This window comes from Curtobacterium sp. MMLR14_006 (genome assembly GCF_001864985.1).
GTDB lineage: Bacteria > Actinomycetota > Actinomycetes > Actinomycetales > Microbacteriaceae > Curtobacterium.
On record NZ_MJGU01000008.1, the window covers coordinates 52,128 to 71,718 of the forward strand.

20 protein-coding genes and 1 pseudogene are annotated in these 19,591 nt (G+C 72.5%); 11 read left to right on the forward strand and 10 right to left on the reverse strand.

What is annotated here, in order from left to right:
• Window positions 1–51: 51 nt before the first annotated feature.
• Both BIU94_RS03395 and BIU94_RS03400 read right to left on the reverse strand, forming a co-directional pair.
• Window positions 52–1,572: an LCP family protein gene (locus BIU94_RS03395; protein WP_071254227.1), complete on the reverse strand. Its 1,521-nt coding sequence runs from the start codon at window positions 1,570–1,572 to the stop codon at window positions 52–54.
• A gap of 66 nt (window positions 1,573–1,638) precedes the next feature.
• Window positions 1,639–2,289 carry a GntR family transcriptional regulator gene (locus tag BIU94_RS03400; protein ID WP_071290523.1) on the reverse strand — a complete coding sequence of 217 codons (651 nt, stop codon included), beginning with the start codon at window positions 2,287–2,289 and terminating at the stop codon, window positions 1,639–1,641.
• A gap of 71 nt (window positions 2,290–2,360) precedes the next feature.
• Here BIU94_RS03400 and BIU94_RS03405 point away from each other — a divergent pair, with 71 nt between their 5' ends.
• Both BIU94_RS03405 and BIU94_RS03410 read left to right on the forward strand, forming a co-directional pair.
• On the forward strand, window positions 2,361–2,759 hold the full coding sequence (locus BIU94_RS03405; protein ID WP_071254231.1) for a MarR family winged helix-turn-helix transcriptional regulator: 399 nt from the start codon (window positions 2,361–2,363) through the stop codon (window positions 2,757–2,759).
• Window positions 2,760–2,838: 79 nt separating this feature from the next.
• Window positions 2,839–3,861, forward strand: coding sequence for an LCP family protein (locus tag BIU94_RS03410; RefSeq protein WP_071254233.1), 1,023 nt, complete (start codon window positions 2,839–2,841; stop codon window positions 3,859–3,861).
• Between the two features lie 80 nt (window positions 3,862–3,941).
• On the opposite strand, the gene BIU94_RS18185 is transcribed toward BIU94_RS03410, so the two are convergent.
• The 6 genes from BIU94_RS18185 to BIU94_RS03440 all read right to left on the reverse strand — a co-directional run bounded on the left by BIU94_RS18185 (window position 3,942) and on the right by BIU94_RS03440 (window position 9,073).
• Window positions 3,942–4,631, reverse strand: coding sequence for a transglycosylase family protein (locus BIU94_RS18185; RefSeq protein WP_071254235.1), 690 nt, complete (start codon window positions 4,629–4,631; stop codon window positions 3,942–3,944).
• A 299-nt stretch (window positions 4,632–4,930) separates the two neighbouring features.
• Window positions 4,931–6,082, reverse strand: coding sequence for a 23S rRNA (uracil(747)-C(5))-methyltransferase RlmC (rlmC, locus tag BIU94_RS03420; protein ID WP_071254237.1), 1,152 nt, complete (start codon window positions 6,080–6,082; stop codon window positions 4,931–4,933).
• Between the two features lie 7 nt (window positions 6,083–6,089).
• Window positions 6,090–6,968 (reverse strand): SMP-30/gluconolactonase/LRE family protein, encoded by an 879-nt coding sequence (locus BIU94_RS03425; RefSeq protein WP_368086389.1) that lies wholly within the window; start codon window positions 6,966–6,968, stop codon window positions 6,090–6,092.
• A 37-nt stretch (window positions 6,969–7,005) separates the two neighbouring features.
• Window positions 7,006–7,626, reverse strand: coding sequence for a DedA family protein (locus tag BIU94_RS03430; protein WP_071254239.1), 621 nt, complete (start codon window positions 7,624–7,626; stop codon window positions 7,006–7,008).
• 68 nt (window positions 7,627–7,694) lie between these two features.
• Complete coding sequence (locus BIU94_RS03435) at window positions 7,695–8,354, reverse strand: FadR/GntR family transcriptional regulator (protein ID WP_071254241.1); 660 nt, start codon at window positions 8,352–8,354, stop codon at window positions 7,695–7,697.
• The gene (locus BIU94_RS03440) at window positions 8,351–9,073 is read right to left on the reverse strand and encodes an SDR family oxidoreductase (RefSeq protein ID WP_071254243.1); all 723 of its coding nucleotides are present in this window, start codon (window positions 9,071–9,073) and stop codon (window positions 8,351–8,353) included. Before BIU94_RS03440 ends, BIU94_RS03435 begins: the two co-directional genes overlap by 4 nt.
• 45 nt (window positions 9,074–9,118) lie before the next feature.
• Between BIU94_RS03440 and BIU94_RS03445 the strand changes: the two genes are divergently transcribed.
• The 7 genes from BIU94_RS03445 to BIU94_RS03475 all read left to right on the forward strand — a co-directional run bounded on the left by BIU94_RS03445 (window position 9,119) and on the right by BIU94_RS03475 (window position 16,282).
• Window positions 9,119–9,868: an SDR family NAD(P)-dependent oxidoreductase gene (locus BIU94_RS03445; RefSeq protein WP_071254245.1), complete on the forward strand. Its 750-nt coding sequence runs from the start codon at window positions 9,119–9,121 to the stop codon at window positions 9,866–9,868.
• 128 nt (window positions 9,869–9,996) lie between these two features.
• The gene (locus BIU94_RS03450; protein WP_071254247.1) at window positions 9,997–12,909 is read left to right on the forward strand and encodes a Na+/H+ antiporter subunit A; all 2,913 of its coding nucleotides are present in this window, start codon (window positions 9,997–9,999) and stop codon (window positions 12,907–12,909) included.
• The gene (locus BIU94_RS03455) at window positions 12,906–13,316 is read left to right on the forward strand and encodes a Na(+)/H(+) antiporter subunit C (RefSeq protein ID WP_071254249.1); all 411 of its coding nucleotides are present in this window, start codon (window positions 12,906–12,908) and stop codon (window positions 13,314–13,316) included. Before BIU94_RS03450 ends, BIU94_RS03455 begins: the two co-directional genes overlap by 4 nt.
• Window positions 13,313–15,004, forward strand: a complete 1,692-nt coding sequence (locus tag BIU94_RS03460) for a Na+/H+ antiporter subunit D (protein WP_071254251.1) — start codon at window positions 13,313–13,315, stop codon at window positions 15,002–15,004. Before BIU94_RS03455 ends, BIU94_RS03460 begins: the two co-directional genes overlap by 4 nt.
• Complete coding sequence (locus BIU94_RS03465; protein WP_071254253.1) at window positions 15,001–15,582, forward strand: Na+/H+ antiporter subunit E; 582 nt, start codon at window positions 15,001–15,003, stop codon at window positions 15,580–15,582. The genes BIU94_RS03460 and BIU94_RS03465 overlap by 4 nt, the downstream gene beginning before the upstream one ends.
• The gene (locus BIU94_RS03470) at window positions 15,579–15,932 is read left to right on the forward strand and encodes a hypothetical protein (RefSeq protein WP_071254255.1); all 354 of its coding nucleotides are present in this window, start codon (window positions 15,579–15,581) and stop codon (window positions 15,930–15,932) included. Before BIU94_RS03465 ends, BIU94_RS03470 begins: the two co-directional genes overlap by 4 nt.
• A complete protein-coding gene (locus BIU94_RS03475) occupies window positions 15,929–16,282 on the forward strand; it encodes a monovalent cation/H(+) antiporter subunit G (RefSeq protein WP_111042026.1) in 354 nt (117 codons plus the stop codon). Before BIU94_RS03470 ends, BIU94_RS03475 begins: the two co-directional genes overlap by 4 nt.
• Before the next feature lie 4 nt (window positions 16,283–16,286).
• Here the strand turns inward: BIU94_RS03475 and BIU94_RS03480 are convergent, their stop codons facing one another.
• The gene (locus BIU94_RS03480) at window positions 16,287–17,525 is read right to left on the reverse strand and encodes an MFS transporter (RefSeq protein ID WP_071254257.1); all 1,239 of its coding nucleotides are present in this window, start codon (window positions 17,523–17,525) and stop codon (window positions 16,287–16,289) included.
• A gap of 210 nt (window positions 17,526–17,735) precedes the next feature.
• The gene (gene mgrA, locus BIU94_RS03485) at window positions 17,736–18,779 is read right to left on the reverse strand and encodes an L-glyceraldehyde 3-phosphate reductase (RefSeq protein ID WP_071254259.1); all 1,044 of its coding nucleotides are present in this window, start codon (window positions 18,777–18,779) and stop codon (window positions 17,736–17,738) included.
• A gap of 88 nt (window positions 18,780–18,867) precedes the next feature.
• Here mgrA and BIU94_RS03490 point away from each other — a divergent pair, with 88 nt between their 5' ends.
• Together BIU94_RS03490 and BIU94_RS03495 are read left to right on the forward strand one after the other, a co-directional pair.
• Window positions 18,868–19,320 (forward strand): iron chaperone, encoded by a 453-nt coding sequence (locus BIU94_RS03490; RefSeq protein ID WP_071254261.1) that lies wholly within the window; start codon window positions 18,868–18,870, stop codon window positions 19,318–19,320.
• A 64-nt stretch (window positions 19,321–19,384) separates the two neighbouring features.
• Window positions 19,385–19,591: pseudogene (locus BIU94_RS03495) on the forward strand (YdcF family protein); the annotation flags it as partial.

Here is a 19,591-nt window from a genome sequence, read left to right on the forward strand (position 1 = left end):
TCGACCGTACCGATCCTCCCGCCGGACGTTCCCATCCCGCGGGGGACGCGGTCAGTTGATGCAGGTGCCGTCGGTGCCGTAGTTGTGCACGTCGGTCGACTTCGGCGACGGCTCCTTCGACGGCTTCGCGCTGGACTTGGACCCCGAACCAGAACCCGATCCGGAGGAGCTGCCGGGGTCGGCGGCGGGCGACGAGGCGGTCGCACTCGGCGCCGCGACCGGCTTCGGGGTCTTGCCGTCGGTGCCGAGCACGAGCGTGACCGTCGAGACGACGTTCGTCCGCACCGCGACCGCACCCGGCGTCACGGCCGCGACGGCCTTCGCCTGCGACTCCTGGCCGGCCGGGTACTGCACCTGCGTGGTCTTCGTCGTCGGGGACGACCCGGCCGGGGCGACCTGGAACCCGCGTGCCGTCAGGACCTGCCCGGCGGCGGTCGCGGCGCCCTCGACGCCGGAGCCGTTCAGCACGGTGACCGAGGTGTTCGCCGGCTGCGCACGACCGGCCTTGGCGTACCGCTCCGGCTCGCCGACCAGGCCCTGCACGAAGGCGGGCAGCCCGACGGTGTCGACCTCGACGATCGAGAGCGCCGTGCCGTTCGGGTAGATCGTCGGGGTGCCGAGCGTCGGGATCGTCGCCGACTGGATGTTGCCCGGGCGCAGGTTCCGCATCTGCGTCGCGAGGGACACCAGGTCGGTGTCGGTCTGGATCGAGTCACCGATCGCCCCGAGGATGTTGTTCATCTTGATCGGGTTGAGCAGCGTGCCGGCGGACAGGACCTTGCGGGCCTCCTGCGACAGGAAGTACTGCTGCCGCACGTTGCGGTCGAGGTCGCCGTTCGGCAGCCCCTTGCGCTGACGCACGAACGACAGCGCCTCCTTCGCGTTCAGCGTCGACTTGCCCGCGGGCAGGTCCACGCCGGAGTCCTTGTCCTTCGCGGGCTGGTTCAGGCACACCTCGACCGGGCCGAGCTCCTTCACCACCTGGTAGAAGCCGAGCAGCGAGACGCGCACGTAGTGGTCGATCGACAGCCCGCTCAGGTTCTCGATCGTCTTGATGAGCATCTTCGCCCCGCCGGTGTCCCCACCGCCGTTGAGCGTGCCGTAGTAGAAGGCGCTGTTGAGCTTGCCCTTGCCGACGTCCGGGATGTCGACGTACGAGTCGCGGGGGAACGAGATCATCGTCGCCTGCGAGCCGTCGGCGTTGATGTGCAGCACGATCATCGTGTCGGTGTTCGTCGCACCGCCGTCGGTCGTCGTGCTGAGCTCGGCCATCTGCTCGGGGGTGGCGTTCTCCGGACGGTGGTCGTCGCCGACGAGCAGGATGTTCTGCGCCTTGCCGTCGATGTCGTCCTTGTCCTTCTTGCCCCCGGCGATGGCGTCGATCCGCGTCACCCCGCTCTGCACGCGGTTGAACGCGAAGGCCGCGTACCCGCCGCTGAGCAGGAGCGCCATCGTGAGGACCCCGGCGACTGCAGGGAAGACCACACCCGCACGTCGCTTCTGGCGCCCGTGGCGCGCCGGCACGGAGCCGCGACGCGCGGGCTCGGTCGTCTGCTCGGGTTCGTTGCTCACCGGGAAACCATAACCGCCACGCGCAGGACGGACATGGAACGGACCTGGGAGGTCGCCGCTGCCCGCCTAGGACCGTTCGGGCAGCAGGTGGACGGCCTCCATCGCGAGTTCGGCCGCGATCGGGTCCTGGTCGAGGACGGCGGCGCGGAGCTTCTCGAGCTCGGGCAGGATCACGTCGGCCGGCACCAGCTCGGCGAGTTCGGGCACCCGCAGCTTGAAGGCGAGGCCGTCGGTCGTCGAGCGGCAGAGCTGTGCGAGCGAAGCGTTGCCGCAGGCGTCCGCCCACTGCGAGTACAGGTCGGCGCCCTTGCGGAACACCTCGTCCTGCTGGTCGGCTGCGATCTTGCCGTGCGCGTCGTCGAGCATCTTCACGATCTTCCCGCGCTGCGACTCGGTGAAGCGCGGGACCGCCAGGCGGACCACGCCGCCGTAGATGACGCCGAGCGTGCGGTACGCGTCGAGGAACTCCTCCGCCGTCGGGGCGGCCACCCGGGTGTAGCGGTTCGGCGCCATCTCGATGAGCCCGGCGCGGGCGAGCTCGGCGAGCGCCTCGCGGATGGGGGTGCGGGAGACCCCGAGCCAGGCGATGAGGTCGTCGTCGTTGAGCCGTTCCCCGGGCTCGAGCGTGCCGTCCATGATCGCGTCGCGGATCTTGTCCTGCACGGTGTCTCGGAGGAGCTTGCGCTCGGCTGCGGGCTGCGTCGACGGAACTGGCATGCGCCCAGCGTGTCACATGTCAGCGCCCGGCGGCGAGCGCCACGGCGGACGACGCGACCTAGACTGCGGCCATGGACGACACGACCACCCAGTGGCCGCTCGGTCGCCTGCTCTCGGCCGCGGCGCGAGCCGTCGAGCGCGAGTGGGACGAGCGCCTGCGGGCGATCGGTCTGCCGCACGCCGCGCTCATCGTCGTGGACATCCTCGTCCGGACCGGCCCCAGCGGCGCCGACTCGCTCGCGCGCACCGCCCGCGTCCAGCCGCAGACGATGTCGCGGACCCTGGAGCGCCTCGAGCGGGACGGCCTGGTCGAGCGGACGCCCCACCCGGCCGATCGTCGCCGCCGCGTCGTGCAGGTCACGGACGCCGGCCGAGCGTCGTGGGAGACGGCCCGGCACATCGAGCGCGAGGTCCTGCCCGAGGACCCGGCGCTCCGCACAGCGCTCCAGGGAGTGCTCGACCGGCTCTGACCATCCCGCCGGTCACATATCACATGCGATACCCTGGTTGGGTCGACTGCCGGTCGACCCGACCCCGCAGGAGCCCCGCATGTCCGAACGTCGGGCGGCCCGTCTGGCCGCCGAACAGTCCGCCCGCCGATCCCGCCGCCGGCGGCCCGTGGTCGTCGCCGCCGTGGCGACGCTGGCGTCGATCCTCGGCATCGCTGTCGTCGTCGCCGTCGTCGCGAGCGTGTTCGTCGGCGGCCTCGCCCGGAGCTTCGGCGACCGCACCGACACGATCGGCGACGCGTTCCCGCAGGGTGCTCGACCGGCAGCGACGAAGGGCGCCGAGAACGTCCTGCTCATCGGCTCGGACCGTCGGCCGGCGGACGACCCCGACCGGACCGCCGGCGGCCGTGCGGACACCCTGATGCTCGCGCACGTCCCGGCGGACCGCAGCGCCGTCTACCTCATGTCGATCATGCGGGACTCCTGGGTCGAGGTCCCCGGCCACGGTCGCGCGAAGATCAACGCCGCGTACGCCTGGGGCGGCGTCCCGCTCACCGTGCAGACCGTCGAACGCCTGCTCGACGTCCGGATCGACCACGTCGCCGAGATCGACTTCACCGGGTTCGCGTCGATGACCGATGCCCTCGGCGGCGTCACGGTCGACTCCTCGCAGGCGTTCAGTGCTCGCGGTCACGACTTCGTCGCCGGACCGAACCACCTCGACGGCAACGCCGCGCTGGCGTTCGTCCGGGAGCGCTACGCCTTCGCCGACGCCGACCACACCCGGGTCCGCAACCAGCAGGCGTTCATGCGCGGGGTGCTCGACGGGTTGCTCTCGCGGGGGACCCTGACGAACCCCGGCCGCATCCAGGACTTCGTGACCGCGACGAGCGAGCACCTGTCCGTCGACCCCGGGCTCACGTTCCCACGGCTCGTGCGGCTCGGCTGGTCGCTCCGGGGTGTGCGCGCGGACGACCTGCGGACGTTCACCCTGCCGACCGCAGGCGCGGGGACGTCGCCGGACGGCCAGTCGATCGTGACGCTGAACACCCTCGCCGTGGGCGAGCTGTCCCAGGCGCTGCGCTCCGACGACGTCGCGGGGTGGCTGGCCGACCACCCGTAGGCCGCGGCCCCGACCCCGCACGCGACGACGCCCCACGACCGAGGTCGTGGGGCGTCGTCGTCGCTGGATCGGCGGAGCGATCAGGCGGGGAGCTGGAGCTCCTGGCCGGCGTAGATGAGGTTCGCGTCGTCGATGGTCGACGTGTTCGCGGCCCAGAGCTGCTTCCAGCCGCCATCGATCGTCAGCTTCGTCGCGATCGAGTCGAGGGTGTCGCCCGACTTGATCGTGTACGTCTTGCCGCTCGTCTCGACCGGGGCGGGCTTGCTCGGCGTCGTGGCGGCCGGAGCCGGTGCCGGTGCCGACTCGGTCGTGCTCGGCGCGGTCTGCTGCGGGGCCGTCTGCTGCGGGGCGGCCTGCTGCGTCGGTGCGGCCTGCTGCACGGGGGCCTGGGGGGCCGGCGCGGCGGCAGCCGGAGCGGCACCGCTCGTGCCGCTCAGTCCGAGCTTCGCGGAGCAGGCGGGCCAGGCGCCCCAGCCCTGCGAGGCGAGGACGCGCTCGGCGACGGCGATCTGTGCCTCGCGGCTCGCCGACGCGGGGTTGCCCGCGCCGCCGTTGGCCTGCCAGGTGCCGAGGTTGAACTGCAGGCCGCCGTAGTAGCCGTTGCCGGTGTTGATGGCCCAGTTGCCGCCGGACTCGCACTGCGCGAGGGCGTCCCAGGTCGAACCGGACGCTGCGTTCGCGGGGGCTGCCGCGAGGCCGACACCGGTCGCGGCGATGCCGGCGAACGCCAGGCCGCCGACGATGGTGCGGGTACGGGAAAGCTTCTTCATGTGATTGCTCCACCGGGATCACGCGCTGCTCGAACGCAGCGGCCACTGCCCACCCCGACCGATCGCGGTCTGTTGTGGGGTGCGCCACCGGGGGCAGTGGACGTGTGCCGGCGGCACCTCGGCGGCAACCATAGGCAACTCATCACCGTTATCAAACCGAGACAAACGGTTCTACCCATCGATGCTACGTACCCCACCGGAGAACCTGTACGCGTCGATGCCCATGGGCATGGTCATCGCGTGTACCCGGGGGACGTCAACATGGCAATCCCCTGGCAATGGGGTGCAGCGGTCCTCGATCAGACCCGGGACAGCAGGGTCACGGCCTCCAGGTGACCGGTCTGCGGGAACATGTCGAGCACGCGCGCCCGACGCAGCCGCAGGGACGGCATCCGCGCCAGGTCCTTCGCCAGGGTCACCGGGTTGCAGCTCGAGTAGACGACGTGCTGCACGTCGGACTCCTCGAGCCAGCCGGACAGGGTCGCCCCGATGCCCCGCCGCGGCGGGTTCACCACGACGAGCTCCGGGACCGCGGTCGGACGGGCCCGCAGGGCGTGCTCGGTGGCGTCGTCGGCGGCGAACCGGACGCCCTCGAGTCCGGCTTCGCGCGCGGACTGCTTCGCGGAGCGGATCGCCTCGGCGCTCGTCTCGATCCCGGTGACGGCGCGGCCGGCACGTGCGGCGTGCAGGGCGAACCCGCCGACGCCGCAGTACAGGTCCCACATCGACGCCGGGTCGAGCTCGTCGATCCAGTCCGTCGCCTGCGCGTAGAGCTGCGTCGCCACGGCGGTGTTCGTCTGGAAGAAGCTCTGCGGCCGCAGGTGCATCGTGATCCCGCCGAGCCGCATCGGCAGGGTCTCCTGCTCGGTGAGCACGACCTCGCGGTCGCCCTCGGTCACGGCCTTGTGCTCGGGCAGCAGGTTCGCGGTGACCACGACGGCGTTCGGCAGCGCGGCGCGCAGCGCGTCGAGGTGCTGCCGGAGCTGCGGCAGCTGCCCCTCGGACCGCAGCACGAAGCGCACCATGAGCTCGCCGTCGGGCGACTCGGTGACCAGGACGTACTTCAGCTCGCCCCGGCGTGCGGCCACGTCGTACGGCATGAGCCCGGCGTACGAGACGAAGTCGGCGAGGACGGGCAACGCGTGCCGGATCCCCGGGGTGCAGATGCCGCAGTGCCGCAGGTCGACCCCGCGCTGCCGGTCGTCGAGGATCCCGACGGTCGGGTGCTGCGTCGAGCCGCCGACCACCATCTTCGCCTTGTTCCGGTACCCGGACTCGGGGCTGGTGATCGCGGGTGACCAGGTGACCGCCCCTGGTCCCCCGGCGGCCTCGACCGCGTCCTGCAGGAGTTCCCGCGTGCGGAGCTCCTTGTCGAGGACCTGGTCGGCGTAGGGCTGCCCCATGAGCGTGCAGGACCGGCACACCCCGCGGTCGAAGTAGTCGCACTGCATGGCCGGCTCAGGATACGGCAGCGTCCCGCGTCGTCGTCGCGATCCGGTACACCGACGTCGTCGACGTCAGGAAGAGCGTGGTGCCGTCGTCGCCGCCGAAGCACAGGTTCGCCGTCACCTCGGGCACCGCGATCGCACCGATCCGCGAGCCCGTCGGGTCGAACACGACGACCCCCGTGGCCGCCGACGACCACACGTTGCCGTGCACGTCGACGCGGATGCCGTCCGGCACCCCCTCGCCCGGCTCGAGGCACGCGAACACCCGGCCGTTCTTCAGCAGGTCGCCGCGGTCACCCCTGCGGTCGTACGCCCGGATGACCGGTTCGTCGCCGTCCGAGCTGGCGACGTAGAGCACCCGCTCGTCGGGGTCGAACGCCAGCCCGTTCGGCTGGTCGACGTCGGTCGCGACGGGTCGCAGGTCCTGGCCCTCCGGTCCGCAGCGGAAGAGCCAGTGGTCGCCGTACTCGCGCGCGCCCGGGTGCCCCTCGCGCGGCTGCGTGATGCCGTACGCCGGGTCGGTGAACCACACGCTGCCGTCCCGCGCCACGACGACGTCGTTCGGCGAGTTCAGCCGGACACCGGCCCAGGCATCGACGATCGACGTCACGACCCCGTCGCGGTCGCGCTCGACGCGTCGACGGCCGTGCGAGCACTGCACGACGCTGCCGTCCCGGTCGGCGGTGCGGCCGTTGGTGAACTCGACCTGCTCGGCGTACACCGAGGTCTCCCCCGAGTCCGCGTGCCACTGCAGGATGCGGTCGCCGGGGATGTCCGACCACCGCAGGGTGCGGCTCGCGGCGATCCAGCAGGGCCCCTCGGCCCAGGTGCTGCCGGTGGCGATGCGCTCGAGCGCGTCGGGGTCGGGCACGAGGTCGTCCAGCAGCACGGGTTCTCCTTCGAACGGGCTGCCCACCTTACGGTCGTCAGACCGCGGCCGCCGCCTCGCTGCGCCGTCGCACGGCCTTCTCGATCGCGGAGATCCCGAACCCGAGCAGGATCGACGCCACGACCGCCAGGACCGTCACGAGGAAGGGCTCGTCGCGGCTCCAGCGTCCGGTGGCCGCGGCGATGCCGACGCAGTACGCGGCCCACACGACGTCGGCGAGCACGCAACTGACCAGGAAGCGCCGGACGTCGAGCCCGCTGTCCGCGCCGACCAGGTTCGTCGTGAGCCGCCCCATCGGGATGAAGCGCCCGAGGACCGCGATGCGACCGGGAGCGGCGCGGTACCGGCCGTCGATGGCGTCGCGGGCCTTCCGGACCTTCGGCCGCGAGAACCACGACCGCGAGCCGAGGTCGACCGTCCGTGCCAGGTGGAACAGGCCGAGGTCGCCGAGCACCATGCCGATCGAGGCCGCGACGACGAGGAGGAGCACCGCCAGGATCCCGCCGTCACCGCCCACCAGGAGCGTGCCGATCGCGACGACCAGTGCCTGGCTGGGCAGGAAGACCGCGACGCTGCCGACGGCGAGCACGAGGCCGACGACGAGGAACGCCCACGGGGTGCCGACGAGCTGGACCACCAGGTCCTGTGCTGCGTCCACGACTCCGCCTCCCACGGGCGTCGGGAGGACGCGCCGACCCCCATCCTCGCAGGTCGGCGGCGCTCCGCTCACGTGCGGTCGACGATCGCCCGCATCGTCGAGGCCGCCTCGTCGGGGCGACCGCCGACGACGGCACCGGCGAGTGCGAGGTGGAGGCCGACGTCGTGCCGGTCCGGGCGGATGCTCCCGCGCTCGCGCAGCACCTGGCCGACGACCTGGTACAGCCGTCGGTACAGCGCGTTGCCGGACAGGTCGAGCACGAGCGAGTGGAACCGCACGTCCGCGATCACGAAGCCGACGCGGTCGTCGCGGGTCGCGGCGGCGGCGAGCTCGTCCGCGGTGGTGCGGAGGGCCTCCCGTCGGTCCGCGCACTCGTCGAGCGCTGCACGCCGGGCTGCTGCGGCAGCGGCGACGGGTTCGACCGCCGCACGCAGCTCGCGGAGCTCGACCGCCACGCGGTCGCCGTCGGGACCCCGCAGACGCCACCGCACCACGCGCGGGTCCAGGACGTCCCACTGCCGCACGCCGAGGACGGTCACGCCGACCCGGCGCCGTGCGGTGAGCAGGCCGAGGCCGACGAGGACGCGGACGGCCTCGCGGACGATGCTGCGGCTGGCCCCGGTCCAGACCACCAGGTCGTCGATGCTCCGACGGCTGCCCACGGCGACGGCGCCGGAGACGACGGCGGCACCGATCTGGTCGAGCACCCGGTCGAAGGTGCTCGTCACCGCTGCGAGACCGGCGAGAGCACGAGCTCGTCGATGCGCACGTGCGCCGGCACCCCGAGCACGAAGGCGACCGTCCGCCCGACGTCCTCCGGCTGGAGCATGCGCCGCCGGGCAGCCGCGTCGGGGACCTCCGGGCGCTGGTCGAGGAAGTCGGTCGCGACGTCACCCGGGCACAGGTGCGTGGCACGCACGCCGTGCTCGGCCTCCTGCTGGTTGAGCGTCCGGACGACCGACGCGAGCGCGGACTTGCTCGCCGAGTACGCGACACCCGCCCCCGGCTGGAAGGACCACCCGGCGTACGACGACACGACCACGACCACGCCACCGGCCGCGCGGAGTGCCGGCAGCGCGGCGTCCACCATCGTGACGACGGCGGTGAGGTTCGTGTCCACGATCGCGCGGAAGTCGGTGAGCGACTGGTCGTCCCACCGGCGTCGCGGGGCGTTGCGCCCGGCCGCCAGCACGAGCCCGTCGAGCCGCCCGTGCCGCTCGAGCACGGTGTCCCGCGCGGCTGCGACGGCGTCGGGGTCGTTCGCGTCGAGGGGCAGGACCTCCGCGGTGCCACCGGTGTCCCGGATGGCACCTGCCACCTGCTCGAGCCGGTCGACACGGCGCCCGCTGAGCACCACGGACCAGCCGTCACGTGCCGCTGCCTCGGCACTCGCGGCCCCCATGCCGCTGCCCCCACCCGTGACCCAGAGCACACGCTGATCCGTCATGCTCGAATAGTATGCCTATTCGAGGCACCGACGACGGGAGCAACGATGCACCTCGACCTGACCGACCGCGTGGTGGTCGTGACCGGAGCAGCACGCGGGATCGGGCGGACGCTCGCCGACCGCTTCGTCGCGGAGGGCTGCCGCGTCGTCGCCCTCGACCTGGGCTTCGAGCCCGACTTCCCGCTCGACCACGTCGTGTGCAACGTCGCCGACCCGGCGTCCGTCCGCGCCGCCGTCGACGAGGTCGTCGCTCGCCACGGCACCATCGACGTGCTCGTGAACAACGCCGGCATCAACGTCGAGGGCACCGTCGCCGAGCTGCAGTGGGACGCCTGGCGCCGCTGCATGGACGTCAACCTCGGCGGCACGTTCCTCATGAGCCAGGCCGTCGCGCCGGTGATGCAGGCGGCCGGCCGCGGTCGGATCGTCAACGCCGCCTCGTTCGCGGCGATCGTGCCCAGCGTCGGGAGCGCTGCCTACGCGGCGTCGAAGGCCGCCGTCGTCTCGTTCACCCGGGTGCTCGCGTCGGAGCTCGGCCCGTGGGGGATCACCGTGAACGCCTACGCACCGGGCATGGTGCCGACGGCGATGAACGGCTTCGCGACGATGCCGGCCGAGGCGCAGGACCGCCTGCTCGACACGTTGTCCCTGCGCCGGTGGGAGACCGCCGACGACGTCGCCGACCTGCTCGTCTTCGTGGCGAGCGACGCCTCCGGGTACATCACCGGCACCCTGCTCGACGTCTCCGGCGGCAAGCTGGCGACGCAGATCCCGTCGCGCGCGCACGGTCGCTGAGGGCTCGGGTCGTCGCGTCGACCGGGCGCGGCCCGCCTGTCCGGTCGCACAGGTTCTCCACATGGCGCTCTTCGTAAGCTGTGAGGGCCCAGTGAGCCGGACTCCAGCCCGACCCGAGGAGGTGCCCGATGGTCCCCATCCTCATCGTGTTCGCGATCGTCGCCCTGATCGTCCCCGCCCTGACCCCCGTCCTCGGCCGCCGCGTCTTCTTCGTCGCCGCCGTCGCGCCCGCCGCGGCCGCGGTGCTGACGATCGCGCAGACCGACGCGGCCCTGCACGACGGCGTCGTCGAACGCCACCGGTGGGTGCCGCAACTCGACCTCGAGATCGCCCTGCGGATGGACGCCCTGTCGTGGGTGCTCGCGCTCGTGGTGTCGGTCGTCGGGGCCCTCGTGCTCGTCTACTGCGCGTCGTACTTCGGTCGCGACGAACCCGGGACCGGCCGGTTCGCCGGGGTCCTCACGGCATTCGCCGGGTCGATGTACGGCCTGGTCGTCGCCGACGACGTCATCGTCCTGTTCGTGCTGTGGGAGGCCACGACGGTCTTCTCGTACCTGCTCATCGGGCACGACGCCGACAAGCGGGCGAGCCGCGCCGCCGCCATGCAGGCGCTCGTGGTCACGACGGCCGGTGGTCTCGCGATGCTCGCCGGCCTCGTCATGCTCTCCGTCGCGGCGGGCACGACCTCGCTGTCCGGCATCATCGCCGCGCCGCCGACCGGCGCGATGGTGTCGGTGTCGGTGGTCCTCGTGCTGCTCGGCGCACTCACGAAGTCGGCGATCGTGCCGTTCCACTTCTGGCTCCCCGCTGCGATGGCCGCCCCGACCCCGGTCAGCGCGTACCTGCACGCCGCCGCCATGGTGAAGGCCGGCATCTACCTGGTGGCCCGGCTCGCCCCGGCGTTCGCGCTGCTCGGCGGCTGGCGCGAGACCATCACCGTGCTCGGGGTGCTCGGCATGCTCGTCGGCGGCTACCGCGCACTCCGGCAGACCGACCTCAAGCTCCTGCTCGCCTACGGCACCGTGGCCCAGCTCGGCTTCCTCGTGCTCGCCGCCGGGTGGGGCACCCCCGCGGTCGCGCTCGGCGGTGTCGCGCTGCTCGTGGCGCACGCGGCGTTCAAGTCGACGCTCTTCCTGGTGGTCGGCGCGATCGACCACACCACCGGCACCCGTGACCTCGGGCGCCTGAGCGGGCTCGGCCGGAAGCGGCCGTGGCTCGCCGTCGTCGCCGTGCTCGCCCTGGTCTCGATGGCGGGCATCCCGCCGACGATCGGCTTCGTCGCGAAGGAGGCCGTGCTCACCGGCTTCGTCGAGTCCCTGCACGGTCCCGACGCCGGGTGGGCGTGGATCGCGCTCGTCGGCGTGACGGTCGGCTCGGTGCTCACCGTGGCGTACTCGCTGCGCTTCCTCTGGGGCGCGTTCGCCCGCAAGGACGGCGTCGCCGAGACCGAGCCGCACGCCCTGCACGGCCTCGGGGTCGTGCCGTCCGTCCTCGCGCTCACCGGGCTCGCACTCGGCCTGCTCACCCCGGTGGTCGCGCACGGCATCGAGCCCGCCGCGACCGCCGCCGCGCTGCCCGGCGAGGCCGTCCCGCACCTGGCGCTCTGGCACGGTCTCGAACCGGCACTCGGCCTGTCCGCCGTGACACTGGTCGGCGGCACCGCCCTGTTCCTGCTGCGCCGTCGGGTCGAGGCGCTCCAGCACCGGCTGGCGGGGTCCCCGAGCGCCGCCGGCACGTACCGGCGACTCATGCGCGGACTCGACCGGCTCGCGACGGGCATCACCGCCGGGCTGCAGCGGGGGTCCCTGCCGTACTACCTCACCGTCATCCTGTCGGTGTTCGTCGCCGGGGCGCTCGTCAACCTGGTGGTCGGCGGCCCGTGGGCGTTCCACGTCCGGTTCGCCGACTCGTGGGGCCAGGTCCCCGTCGTGCTCGTGATGGCCTTCGCCGCGATCGCCGTGCTCACCGCGAAGACCCGGTTCGCCGCCGCCGTCCTGGTCGGCGTGACCGGATACGGCATGTCCGTGCTCTTCGTCCTGCACGGCGCGGTCGACCTCGCACTCACGCAGCTCGTCGTCGAGACCGTCACGCTCATCGCCTTCGTCCTGGTGCTCCGGCGCCTGCCCCCGCGGATCGCGACGACCAACCCGTCGCGCTTCCGCGTCGCACGCGCGCTGTTCGCCGGGCTCGCCGGCCTCACCCTGGCGGTCGTCGTCGTCGTCGCGGCGTCTGCCCGCACGGCCGACCCGATCTGGCCCGACCTGCCGGCGCTCACGAGCTCGTTCGGCCACGGCCTGAACGTCGTCAACGTCGCCCTGGTCGACCTGCGCGGCTGGGACACCCTCGGCGAGCTGACCGTCGTCGTCGCCGCGGCCACCGGCGTCGCGAGCCTGATCTTCGTGAACTCCCGCGAGGACACCCTGCCCCGACTGCGCGACCTGCCCGAGAAGCTGACCGCCGACGGCCGCCGCGCCGACGGCGAGCCCCGGGCCTGGCTGCCGACGAGCGCCGCGATCCCGACCGGTCGCTCCGCCCTGCTCGACGTGGTGGTCCGCCTGCTGTTCCACGGCCTCATCGTGCTGTCGGTGTACCTGCTGTTCGCCGGGCACAACGCGGCCGGCGGCGGCTTCGCCGGCGGTCTCGTCGCGGGCATCGCCCTGGCCGCCCGCTACCTGGCCGGCGGCCCGGCGGAGCTCGGCGCGGCCGCCCCGGTACGCGCCGGTCGACTGCTCGGCCTCGGTGTCGCGACGGCGGCGATCACCGCGATCGTCCCGCTGTTCTTCGGCCGCGAGGCCCTGTACTCCGAGTTCTTCGAGGCCACCGTCCCCGTGCTCGGCCACGTCGAGTTCGTCACCGCGACGTTCTTCGACATCGGCGTCTACCTGGTCGTCGTCGGCCTGGTCCTCGACGTGCTGCGCAGCCTCGGCGCCGAGGTCGACCGGCAGCGCCTCGAGGACGCCTCGACGTCGGTCCGCGACACCACCGAGGAGTCCGCGCAGGACAACCTGCAGGCCCCCACCCCCGAAGGGAGCGCGACGTGACCGTCACCCTCGTCCTCGTCATCGCGATGGCCGTGCTCTTCTCGTGCGGCGTGTACCTGCTGCTCGAACGGTCCCTGACCCGGATGCTGCTCGGCTTCCTGCTGCTCGGCAACGCGCTCAACCTGCTGCTGCTCGTGATGTCCGGCGCCGCGGGCGACCCGCCCGTGGGCAAGTCCGCCGACGGCATCACCGACCCGCTCCCCCAGGCGTTCGCCCTCACCGCCATCGTGATCACCTTCGCCGTGAGCGCGTTCCTGCTCGCGCTCATCCACCGCTCGTGGCAACTGTCCCGCGCCGACGAGGTCGAGGTCGACGAGGCCGACGTCGCGATCGGCCGTGACCGCGACGAACCGGCCGACGAGGACCCGGAGACCACCACCGACGCCGAACAGGAGACGACCCGATGACCTGGCTCGCCCCGCTCCTCGTCCTCGTCCCGTTGCTCGGCGCCGCGGTCGCACTCGGACTCCTGCGCCACCAGAAGCTGCAGCGCGCGATCACCGTCGTGGTGCTCGTCGTCGCCCTGGCCGTCGCCGCGACGCTCATGGTGCTCGTCGACCGGCACGGCACGATCGTCGTGCAGGTCGGCGGCTGGGACGCCCCGTACGGCATCTCGCTCGTGGTCGACCGGCTGAGCGCCCTGCTGCTGACCGTCAGCGCGAGCGTGCTGCTGCTCGTCCTGCTGTTCTCGATCGGGCAGGGCCTGGCCGCGGACGACGAGGACGCCCCGGTCACGATCTTCTACCCGACGTACCTCGTGCTCGCCGCCGGCGTGCTCGACTCCTTCATCGCCGGCGACCTGTTCAACCTCTACGTCGCGTTCGAGATGCTGCTCGTGGCGAGCTACGTGCTCATCACCCTCGGCGGCAGCGAGCAGCGCGTCCGGGCCGGGACGACGTACATCGTGACGAGCCTCATCGCGTCGGCGATCTTCCTCGCCGCCATCGGCCTGGTCTACGGCGCGACCGGCACCGTCAACATCGCGCAGATCAGCGAGCGGGTCGCCGACCTGCCCGAGCACGTGCAGCTGCTCCTGCACACGATGCTGCTCATCGGGTTCGGGATCAAGGCGGCGGTGTTCCCGCTCGCCTTCTGGCTGCCCGACTCGTACCCGACGGCGCCGGCACCGGTCACCGCGGTCTTCGCGGGCCTGCTCACGAAGGTCGGCATCTACGCGATCATCCGGCTCGAGACGGTGATCTTCCCCGGCTCGCAGCTCAACAACGTGCTGCTCGTGGTGGCGGTGCTCACGATGGTGGTCGGGGTGCTCGGCGCCGTCTCGCAGACCGACGTGAAACGGCTGCTGTCGTTCACCCTGATCAGCCACATCGGCTTCATGGTGATGGGCGTCGGCCTCGGCACCGTGGCGGGCACCGCCGCCGCCGTGTTCTACACCGTGCACCACATCGTCGTGCAGACCACGCTGTTCCTGGTCTCCGGGCTGATGGAACGCGTCGGCGGGACCACCTCGACCCGGTCGCTCGGCGGCTTGCTGAAGGCGGCGCCCCTGCTCGCGGCGCTCTACCTCATCCCGGCGTTCAACCTCGGCGGCATCCCGCCGTTCTCCGGGTTCATCGGCAAGCTCGGACTGTTCCGCGCGGCCGCCCAGGACGGCTCGCCGATGGCGTACGTCACGATCGCGGCGGGCGTGCTGACGTCCCTGCTCACCCTGTACGCGCTGATGCGCGTGTGGGACGCCGCCTTCTGGCGGCCGAAGCCCGCGGCCGAGGCCGCGGCCCCGCACGTCACCACCGCCGAACCGCACGCCGCCCTGCGGTCGCCGGAACCCGCCCCCCTGACCGTCTCCGAGGAGACGGGCGAGGCCTTCCACCCGGGAGGCTCGGTGACGGTCACCGACGCACCCCACGCGAGCCGCGCCTCCAGTCCGACCACCGGGTCGACCGAGACGGTCGGCGAGGCACCGACGAAGGTCCGACTGCCCCGCATGCTCGTCGGCGTGACGACCGTCGCGGTGCTCGGGTCCGTCGCCCTGACCGTCGTCGCGGGTCCGCTCTACGGCTACGCGACCCGCGCAGCGGAGTCGCTCGAGTCGCCGGACCGCTACGTGCAGGCCGTGCTCGGAGGTGACCGATGACCGACGTCCGTCGCATCTCGAACGCCCGCCGCATCGCGGTGGCGTGGCGCTACGACGTGCCGCTCGTGGCCGGGCTCACCGTGCTGTGGGCGCTGCTGTGGGGGTCGTGGACGCCGCTCACGCTGCTCTGCGGGCTGGTCGTGGCGCTCCTCGCCACGCAGGCGCTGCCGCTGCCACCGGTACCGCTGTCGACGCGGTTCTCGATCGTGCACGCGCTGCGGTTCCTCGTGGTGTGGACCGGGCTCGTCGTCGTCGCGTCGTTCCGGGTGGCCTGGGTGGCCGTCCGACCGCGCGGGGTCCGGCGCAGCTCCATCGTGCTCGTGCAGCTGCACACCACGGCGGAGATGACGTTCACGCTGGCGACCCTCGCGATCGCCCTGGTGCCGGGCTCGTACGTCGCCGACGTCGACCTGCGCCGCCGGCGCCTGCTGCTGCACGTCATCGACACCGACCGCGACGAGCAGGTCGAGGCCGCCCGCGCGGAGGCGCTCGGCATCGAGACGCTCGTCATCCGTGCGCTCGGGTCGAAGCAGGACGTGTCCGAACTGTCCGGGCCCCGACCGGAGGTCACCCGATGAGCGCCGCCGTCGTCGTCATGGGGATCGGCATCGCGCTCGTCCTCGCCCTGCTCGGAGCGGCACTCGCCCTCGCCGTGTACCGGATCGTGCGCGGGCCGACCATCCTGGACCGGATGATCGGCTCGGACATGGTCCTGACGACCGTGCTCGTGGTGATCGCGGCCGCGATGGTGGTCCGCCGTGACCTGACCGGCATCCCGGTGCTCGTCGTCATCGCGGCGACGAGCGTCTTCGCGACCATCGCCGTCGCCCGGGCCGTCACCCCGTCGTCCGACCCGTCCGACGAGGGGCTCACCGTCACCACCCCCGAGCGCGCCGAGGAACCCGCGGCGGAACAGGAGCAGTCGTGACCGAGATCATCGAGGCGTACCTCGACGGTGCCGGCGTGCGGGCGTGGATCGCACTCGGGCTGCTGCTCGTCGGCGCGGTGCTGTCGCTCGGCGCCGGGATCGGCATCGTGCGCTTCCCCGACCCGCTCGTCCGGCTGCACGCCATGGCGAAGCCGCAGGTGCTCGGCCTGGCGCTGTCGCTCGCGGCGATCGTCGTCGCGGTCGGGACCTGGACGGCGTTCTGGCTCGTGCTGCCGATCATGGTGTTCCAGCTGTTCCTGGTGCCGGTGTCGACGCACATGATCGCCCGCGCCGGGCTCCGGTCGAACGACTACCGGCACGAGGACCTGCTGGTCGACGACACCGAGTGACGGCTCAGGCCGCGGTGCGCCGGGGCAGGAGCAGGTTCGCCACCGCCGCCAGCACGACGACCGCCGCCGCTATCGCCGGCACGGCCATCGCCGTCGTGGCACCGTGCTGCTCGGCGAGGTCGCCGGTCACGGCCGAGGCGATCGACTGCCCGACGATGACGGCCGACCCGAGGATCGTCATGGTCGTCGCCGAGCGGCCGACCGGGGAGCGGTCCGACCCGAGGCTGTACTGCGCGACGAGCGTCGGGCCGATGCCGACGCCCATGACCGCGAGCACGATGCCGGCGGCGACGACCGAGTCGGCCTGCGAGAACGCGAGCGCGCCGCCGAGCAGCACGACGCCGAACACGAGCCAACGCCAGCCGAGGCCGAACGCCTGCGGGAACGCCGCCGACCCGAGCGCGAGCCCCGCCGAGCCGATGCCCATCAGGCCGTAGAGGAGCCCGGCCTGCGAGGCCTGCCCGTGGACCTCCATGAAGGCGGTCAGGGCGGTCAGCGTCGAGCCGAAGAACAGCCCGACGCCGAGGATCCCGACGACGACCACGACGAGCCGGGGCCGCAGGAGCTGGCGTGCCGGCGCCTGGGCCGTCTGCTGCTCGCGGCCGAGCACCAGGCGCCCGGTCGGGTGCAGCGCGAAGGCCGTCACGAACACGAAGGTCAGGACCGACGCCCCGGCGACCGCGACCCAGGGGGCGATCGCACTGGCGAGGACGCCGACCAGGAACGGTCCGATGATGAAGACGGTCTCGTCGGCGGCCGACTCGTACGCCATCGTGCCGCTGAGGGTCTTCTCGTGCCGTTCGGGCCGCATGCGCTGCCGGATGATCGCGACGAGCCGGGTGCGGGACATCGGCGCGACCTGCGGCGCGGATGCGCCGATGCAGAACGCCGTCGCGAGCACGGCGAGGTCGGGCGCGCTGCCGCTGACGACGAAGGGGAACGCCCCGAGGAGCGCCGCGTTCACCAGGCCGACGGGGACGAGCACGGCCCGCTGGCCGAACCGGTCGGCGGCGGCACCGACCAGCGGCCCGAAGACCGCGGCACCGATGCCGACGGAGGCGGAGTTCACCCCGCCGAGCGCCACCGAGTCACGGGCGGCGACGACGAGCGTCAGGACGCCGACGACCATCATGGCGAACGGCAGCCGGGCGATGAACGCCACCGGGAAGTACCACCGGCCGGCGAGGGAGACGAGCGAGGGGGCTGCCGCGGTGAGGGCCGCGTCGGGGCGTGTCTGGAGCATCGGGTCGTGCCTTCTCGGCCCGTCCCGGTTCGGTGGAGGCGGACCCATCGGGTGCCGCCGTTGTCCGCCGGGGTGCCGGCGTCCGGTAGGTACACACTGCGTGTTCTGAACAGCGCCCATCGTACCAACCGGACCGGTCACGGCCCGTCGGCAGCGGCGGACGGACGGGAGGCCCGTNNGCCACGGGCCTCCCGTCCGCTGCGCCACCGGTCAGGAGACCTCGCCGGCGCGCGCGCCCGCCCACAGGTCGACGTCGGCGATGCCGACGGTGTGCTCGTCGATGGTGCGGAGCTCCTCGTCGGTGAAGGTGGTGTTCGACAGCGCGGCGACGTTGTCCTCGAGCTGGGACACCTTCGACGCCCCGATCACGAGCGAGGTCACGCGCTCGTCGCGGAGCGCCCAGGCCAGGGCGAGCTGTGCGAGGGACTGCCCGCGGGCGGCCGCGACGTCGTTCAGTGCACGGAGGTGCTCGACGACCTCGGGCGTGATGCTCGACGCGTCGAGGGACTTGCCCGCTGCCGCACGGGAGTCGTCGGGCACGCCGTCCAGGTACTTGCCGGTGAGCAGCCCCTGCGCCAGCGCGGTGAAGCCGATCACGCCGAAGCCGAGCTCGCCGGCGGCGTCGAGCAGCCCCTCGGTCTCGATCCAGCGGTTGAGCATCGAGTACGAGGGCTGGTGGATGAGCAGCGGCGTGCCGAGGTCGCGCAGGATCTCGACGGCCTGGCGGCTGCGCTCGGCGTCGTACGACGAGATCCCGACGTACAGCGCCTTGCCCTGCTGCACGGCGGTGTGCAGGGCGCCCATGGTCTCCTCGAGCGGGGTCGACGCGTCGAGCCGGTGCGAGTAGAAGACGTCGACGTAGTCCAGACCCGTGCGCTGCAGCGACTGGTCGAGCGAGGCGAGCACGTACTTGCGCGACCCGCCGCCCTGGCCGTACGGGCCGGGCCACATGTCCCAGCCGGCCTTCGTCGAGACGATCATCTCGTCGCGGTAGGGCCGGAAGTCCTCACGCATCAGCCGACCGAAGTTGACCTCGGCGGCGCCGTAGGGCGGGCCGTAGTTGTTCGCGAGGTCGTGGTGGGTGATGCCGAGGTCGAACGCCCTGCGGCTGATGGCGCGCTGGGTCTCGAAGGGCACGTCGTCCCCGAAGTTGTGCCAGTACCCGAGGGAGAGCAGCGGCAGGTCGAGGCCCGAGCGGCCGGTGCGGCGGTACGTCATCGAGTCGTAGCGGTCGTCGCTGGCGATGTAGGTCATGGTCCGAGCCTGCCACCAGCGCGCCCGACGAACGCCGTGGCCGGACACGGGTGCATCATCGAGGCACCGGTACGCGAGGGAGCAGGCCATGGCAGGGACGACGACGGACCCGACGTTCTCGGACGACGAGCGCGCGGCGATGCGGGAGCACGCCGCCGAGGTGCAGCGTTCCCGGAGCACGAAGGGCACCAGGGCCGAGAAGGCCGCGGCGGCGGCGCAGGCCGTGCGGGACGCGATCGCCGGGATGCCCGAGCCGGACCGCGCGTTGGCCGAGCGGATCAGCCGCATCGCGCTCGACGCCGCTCCCGGGCTCACGTCGAAGCTCTGGTACGGGATGCCGGCGTGGGCGGAGGACGGCAAGGTCGTGTTCTTCTTCCAGGGCGCCGCGAAGTTCGGCGCCCGGTACGCGACGCTCGGGTTCCAGGACCCGGCCGCGCTCGACGACGGGTCGATGTGGCCGACCGCGTACGCGATCACGCCGGCGTTCTCCGACGACGACGCGACGAGGGTCGCGGCCCTGATCCGGCGCGCGGTCGGCTGACGGCGGGGAGGGCCGTCACCGGGCGCCGGTACCGTGGCTGCATGACCGACCCCCGTGCGACCGCGTGCTGACCGGGCTCGGCCCGGCGCCGATCATCGCCGTCGTCTTCCTGCTGCTCTACGTGTCCTGCCGGCGGCACGATCCGCGGATGCTCCGGAACGGGGTGTTCCTGACGGCTGCGGCGTTCTTCGCCCTGGTCACCGTCGTGTCCGCGCTCACGCTCGTGGTGCCCGGCTTCGGGTTCGTCGTCGCGTTCGGGCTGCTGCTCGTG

Coding starts and splice junctions, on each gene's coding strand:
- BIU94_RS03400 (WP_071290523.1), bottom strand. CDS start 2,289: ATGCCAGTTCCGTCGACGCAGCCCGCAGCCGAGCGCAAGCTCCTCCGA.
- BIU94_RS03405 (WP_071254231.1), top strand. CDS start 2,361: ATGGACGACACGACCACCCAGTGGCCGCTCGGTCGCCTGCTCTCGGCC.
- BIU94_RS03410 (WP_071254233.1), top strand. CDS start 2,839: ATGTCCGAACGTCGGGCGGCCCGTCTGGCCGCCGAACAGTCCGCCCGC.
- BIU94_RS18185 (WP_071254235.1), bottom strand. CDS start 4,631: ATGAAGAAGCTTTCCCGTACCCGCACCATCGTCGGCGGCCTGGCGTTC.
- rlmC (WP_071254237.1), bottom strand. CDS start 6,082: ATGCAGTGCGACTACTTCGACCGCGGGGTGTGCCGGTCCTGCACGCTC.
- BIU94_RS03440 (WP_071254243.1), bottom strand. CDS start 9,073: ATGACGGATCAGCGTGTGCTCTGGGTCACGGGTGGGGGCAGCGGCATG.
- BIU94_RS03445 (WP_071254245.1), top strand. CDS start 9,119: ATGCACCTCGACCTGACCGACCGCGTGGTGGTCGTGACCGGAGCAGCA.
- BIU94_RS03450 (WP_071254247.1), top strand. CDS start 9,997: ATGGTCCCCATCCTCATCGTGTTCGCGATCGTCGCCCTGATCGTCCCC.
- BIU94_RS03460 (WP_071254251.1), top strand. CDS start 13,313: ATGACCTGGCTCGCCCCGCTCCTCGTCCTCGTCCCGTTGCTCGGCGCC.
- BIU94_RS03465 (WP_071254253.1), top strand. CDS start 15,001: ATGACCGACGTCCGTCGCATCTCGAACGCCCGCCGCATCGCGGTGGCG.
- BIU94_RS03470 (WP_071254255.1), top strand. CDS start 15,579: ATGAGCGCCGCCGTCGTCGTCATGGGGATCGGCATCGCGCTCGTCCTC.
- BIU94_RS03480 (WP_071254257.1), bottom strand. CDS start 17,525: ATGCTCCAGACACGCCCCGACGCGGCCCTCACCGCGGCAGCCCCCTCG.
- mgrA (WP_071254259.1), bottom strand. CDS start 18,779: ATGACCTACATCGCCAGCGACGACCGCTACGACTCGATGACGTACCGC.
- BIU94_RS03490 (WP_071254261.1), top strand. CDS start 18,868: ATGGCAGGGACGACGACGGACCCGACGTTCTCGGACGACGAGCGCGCG.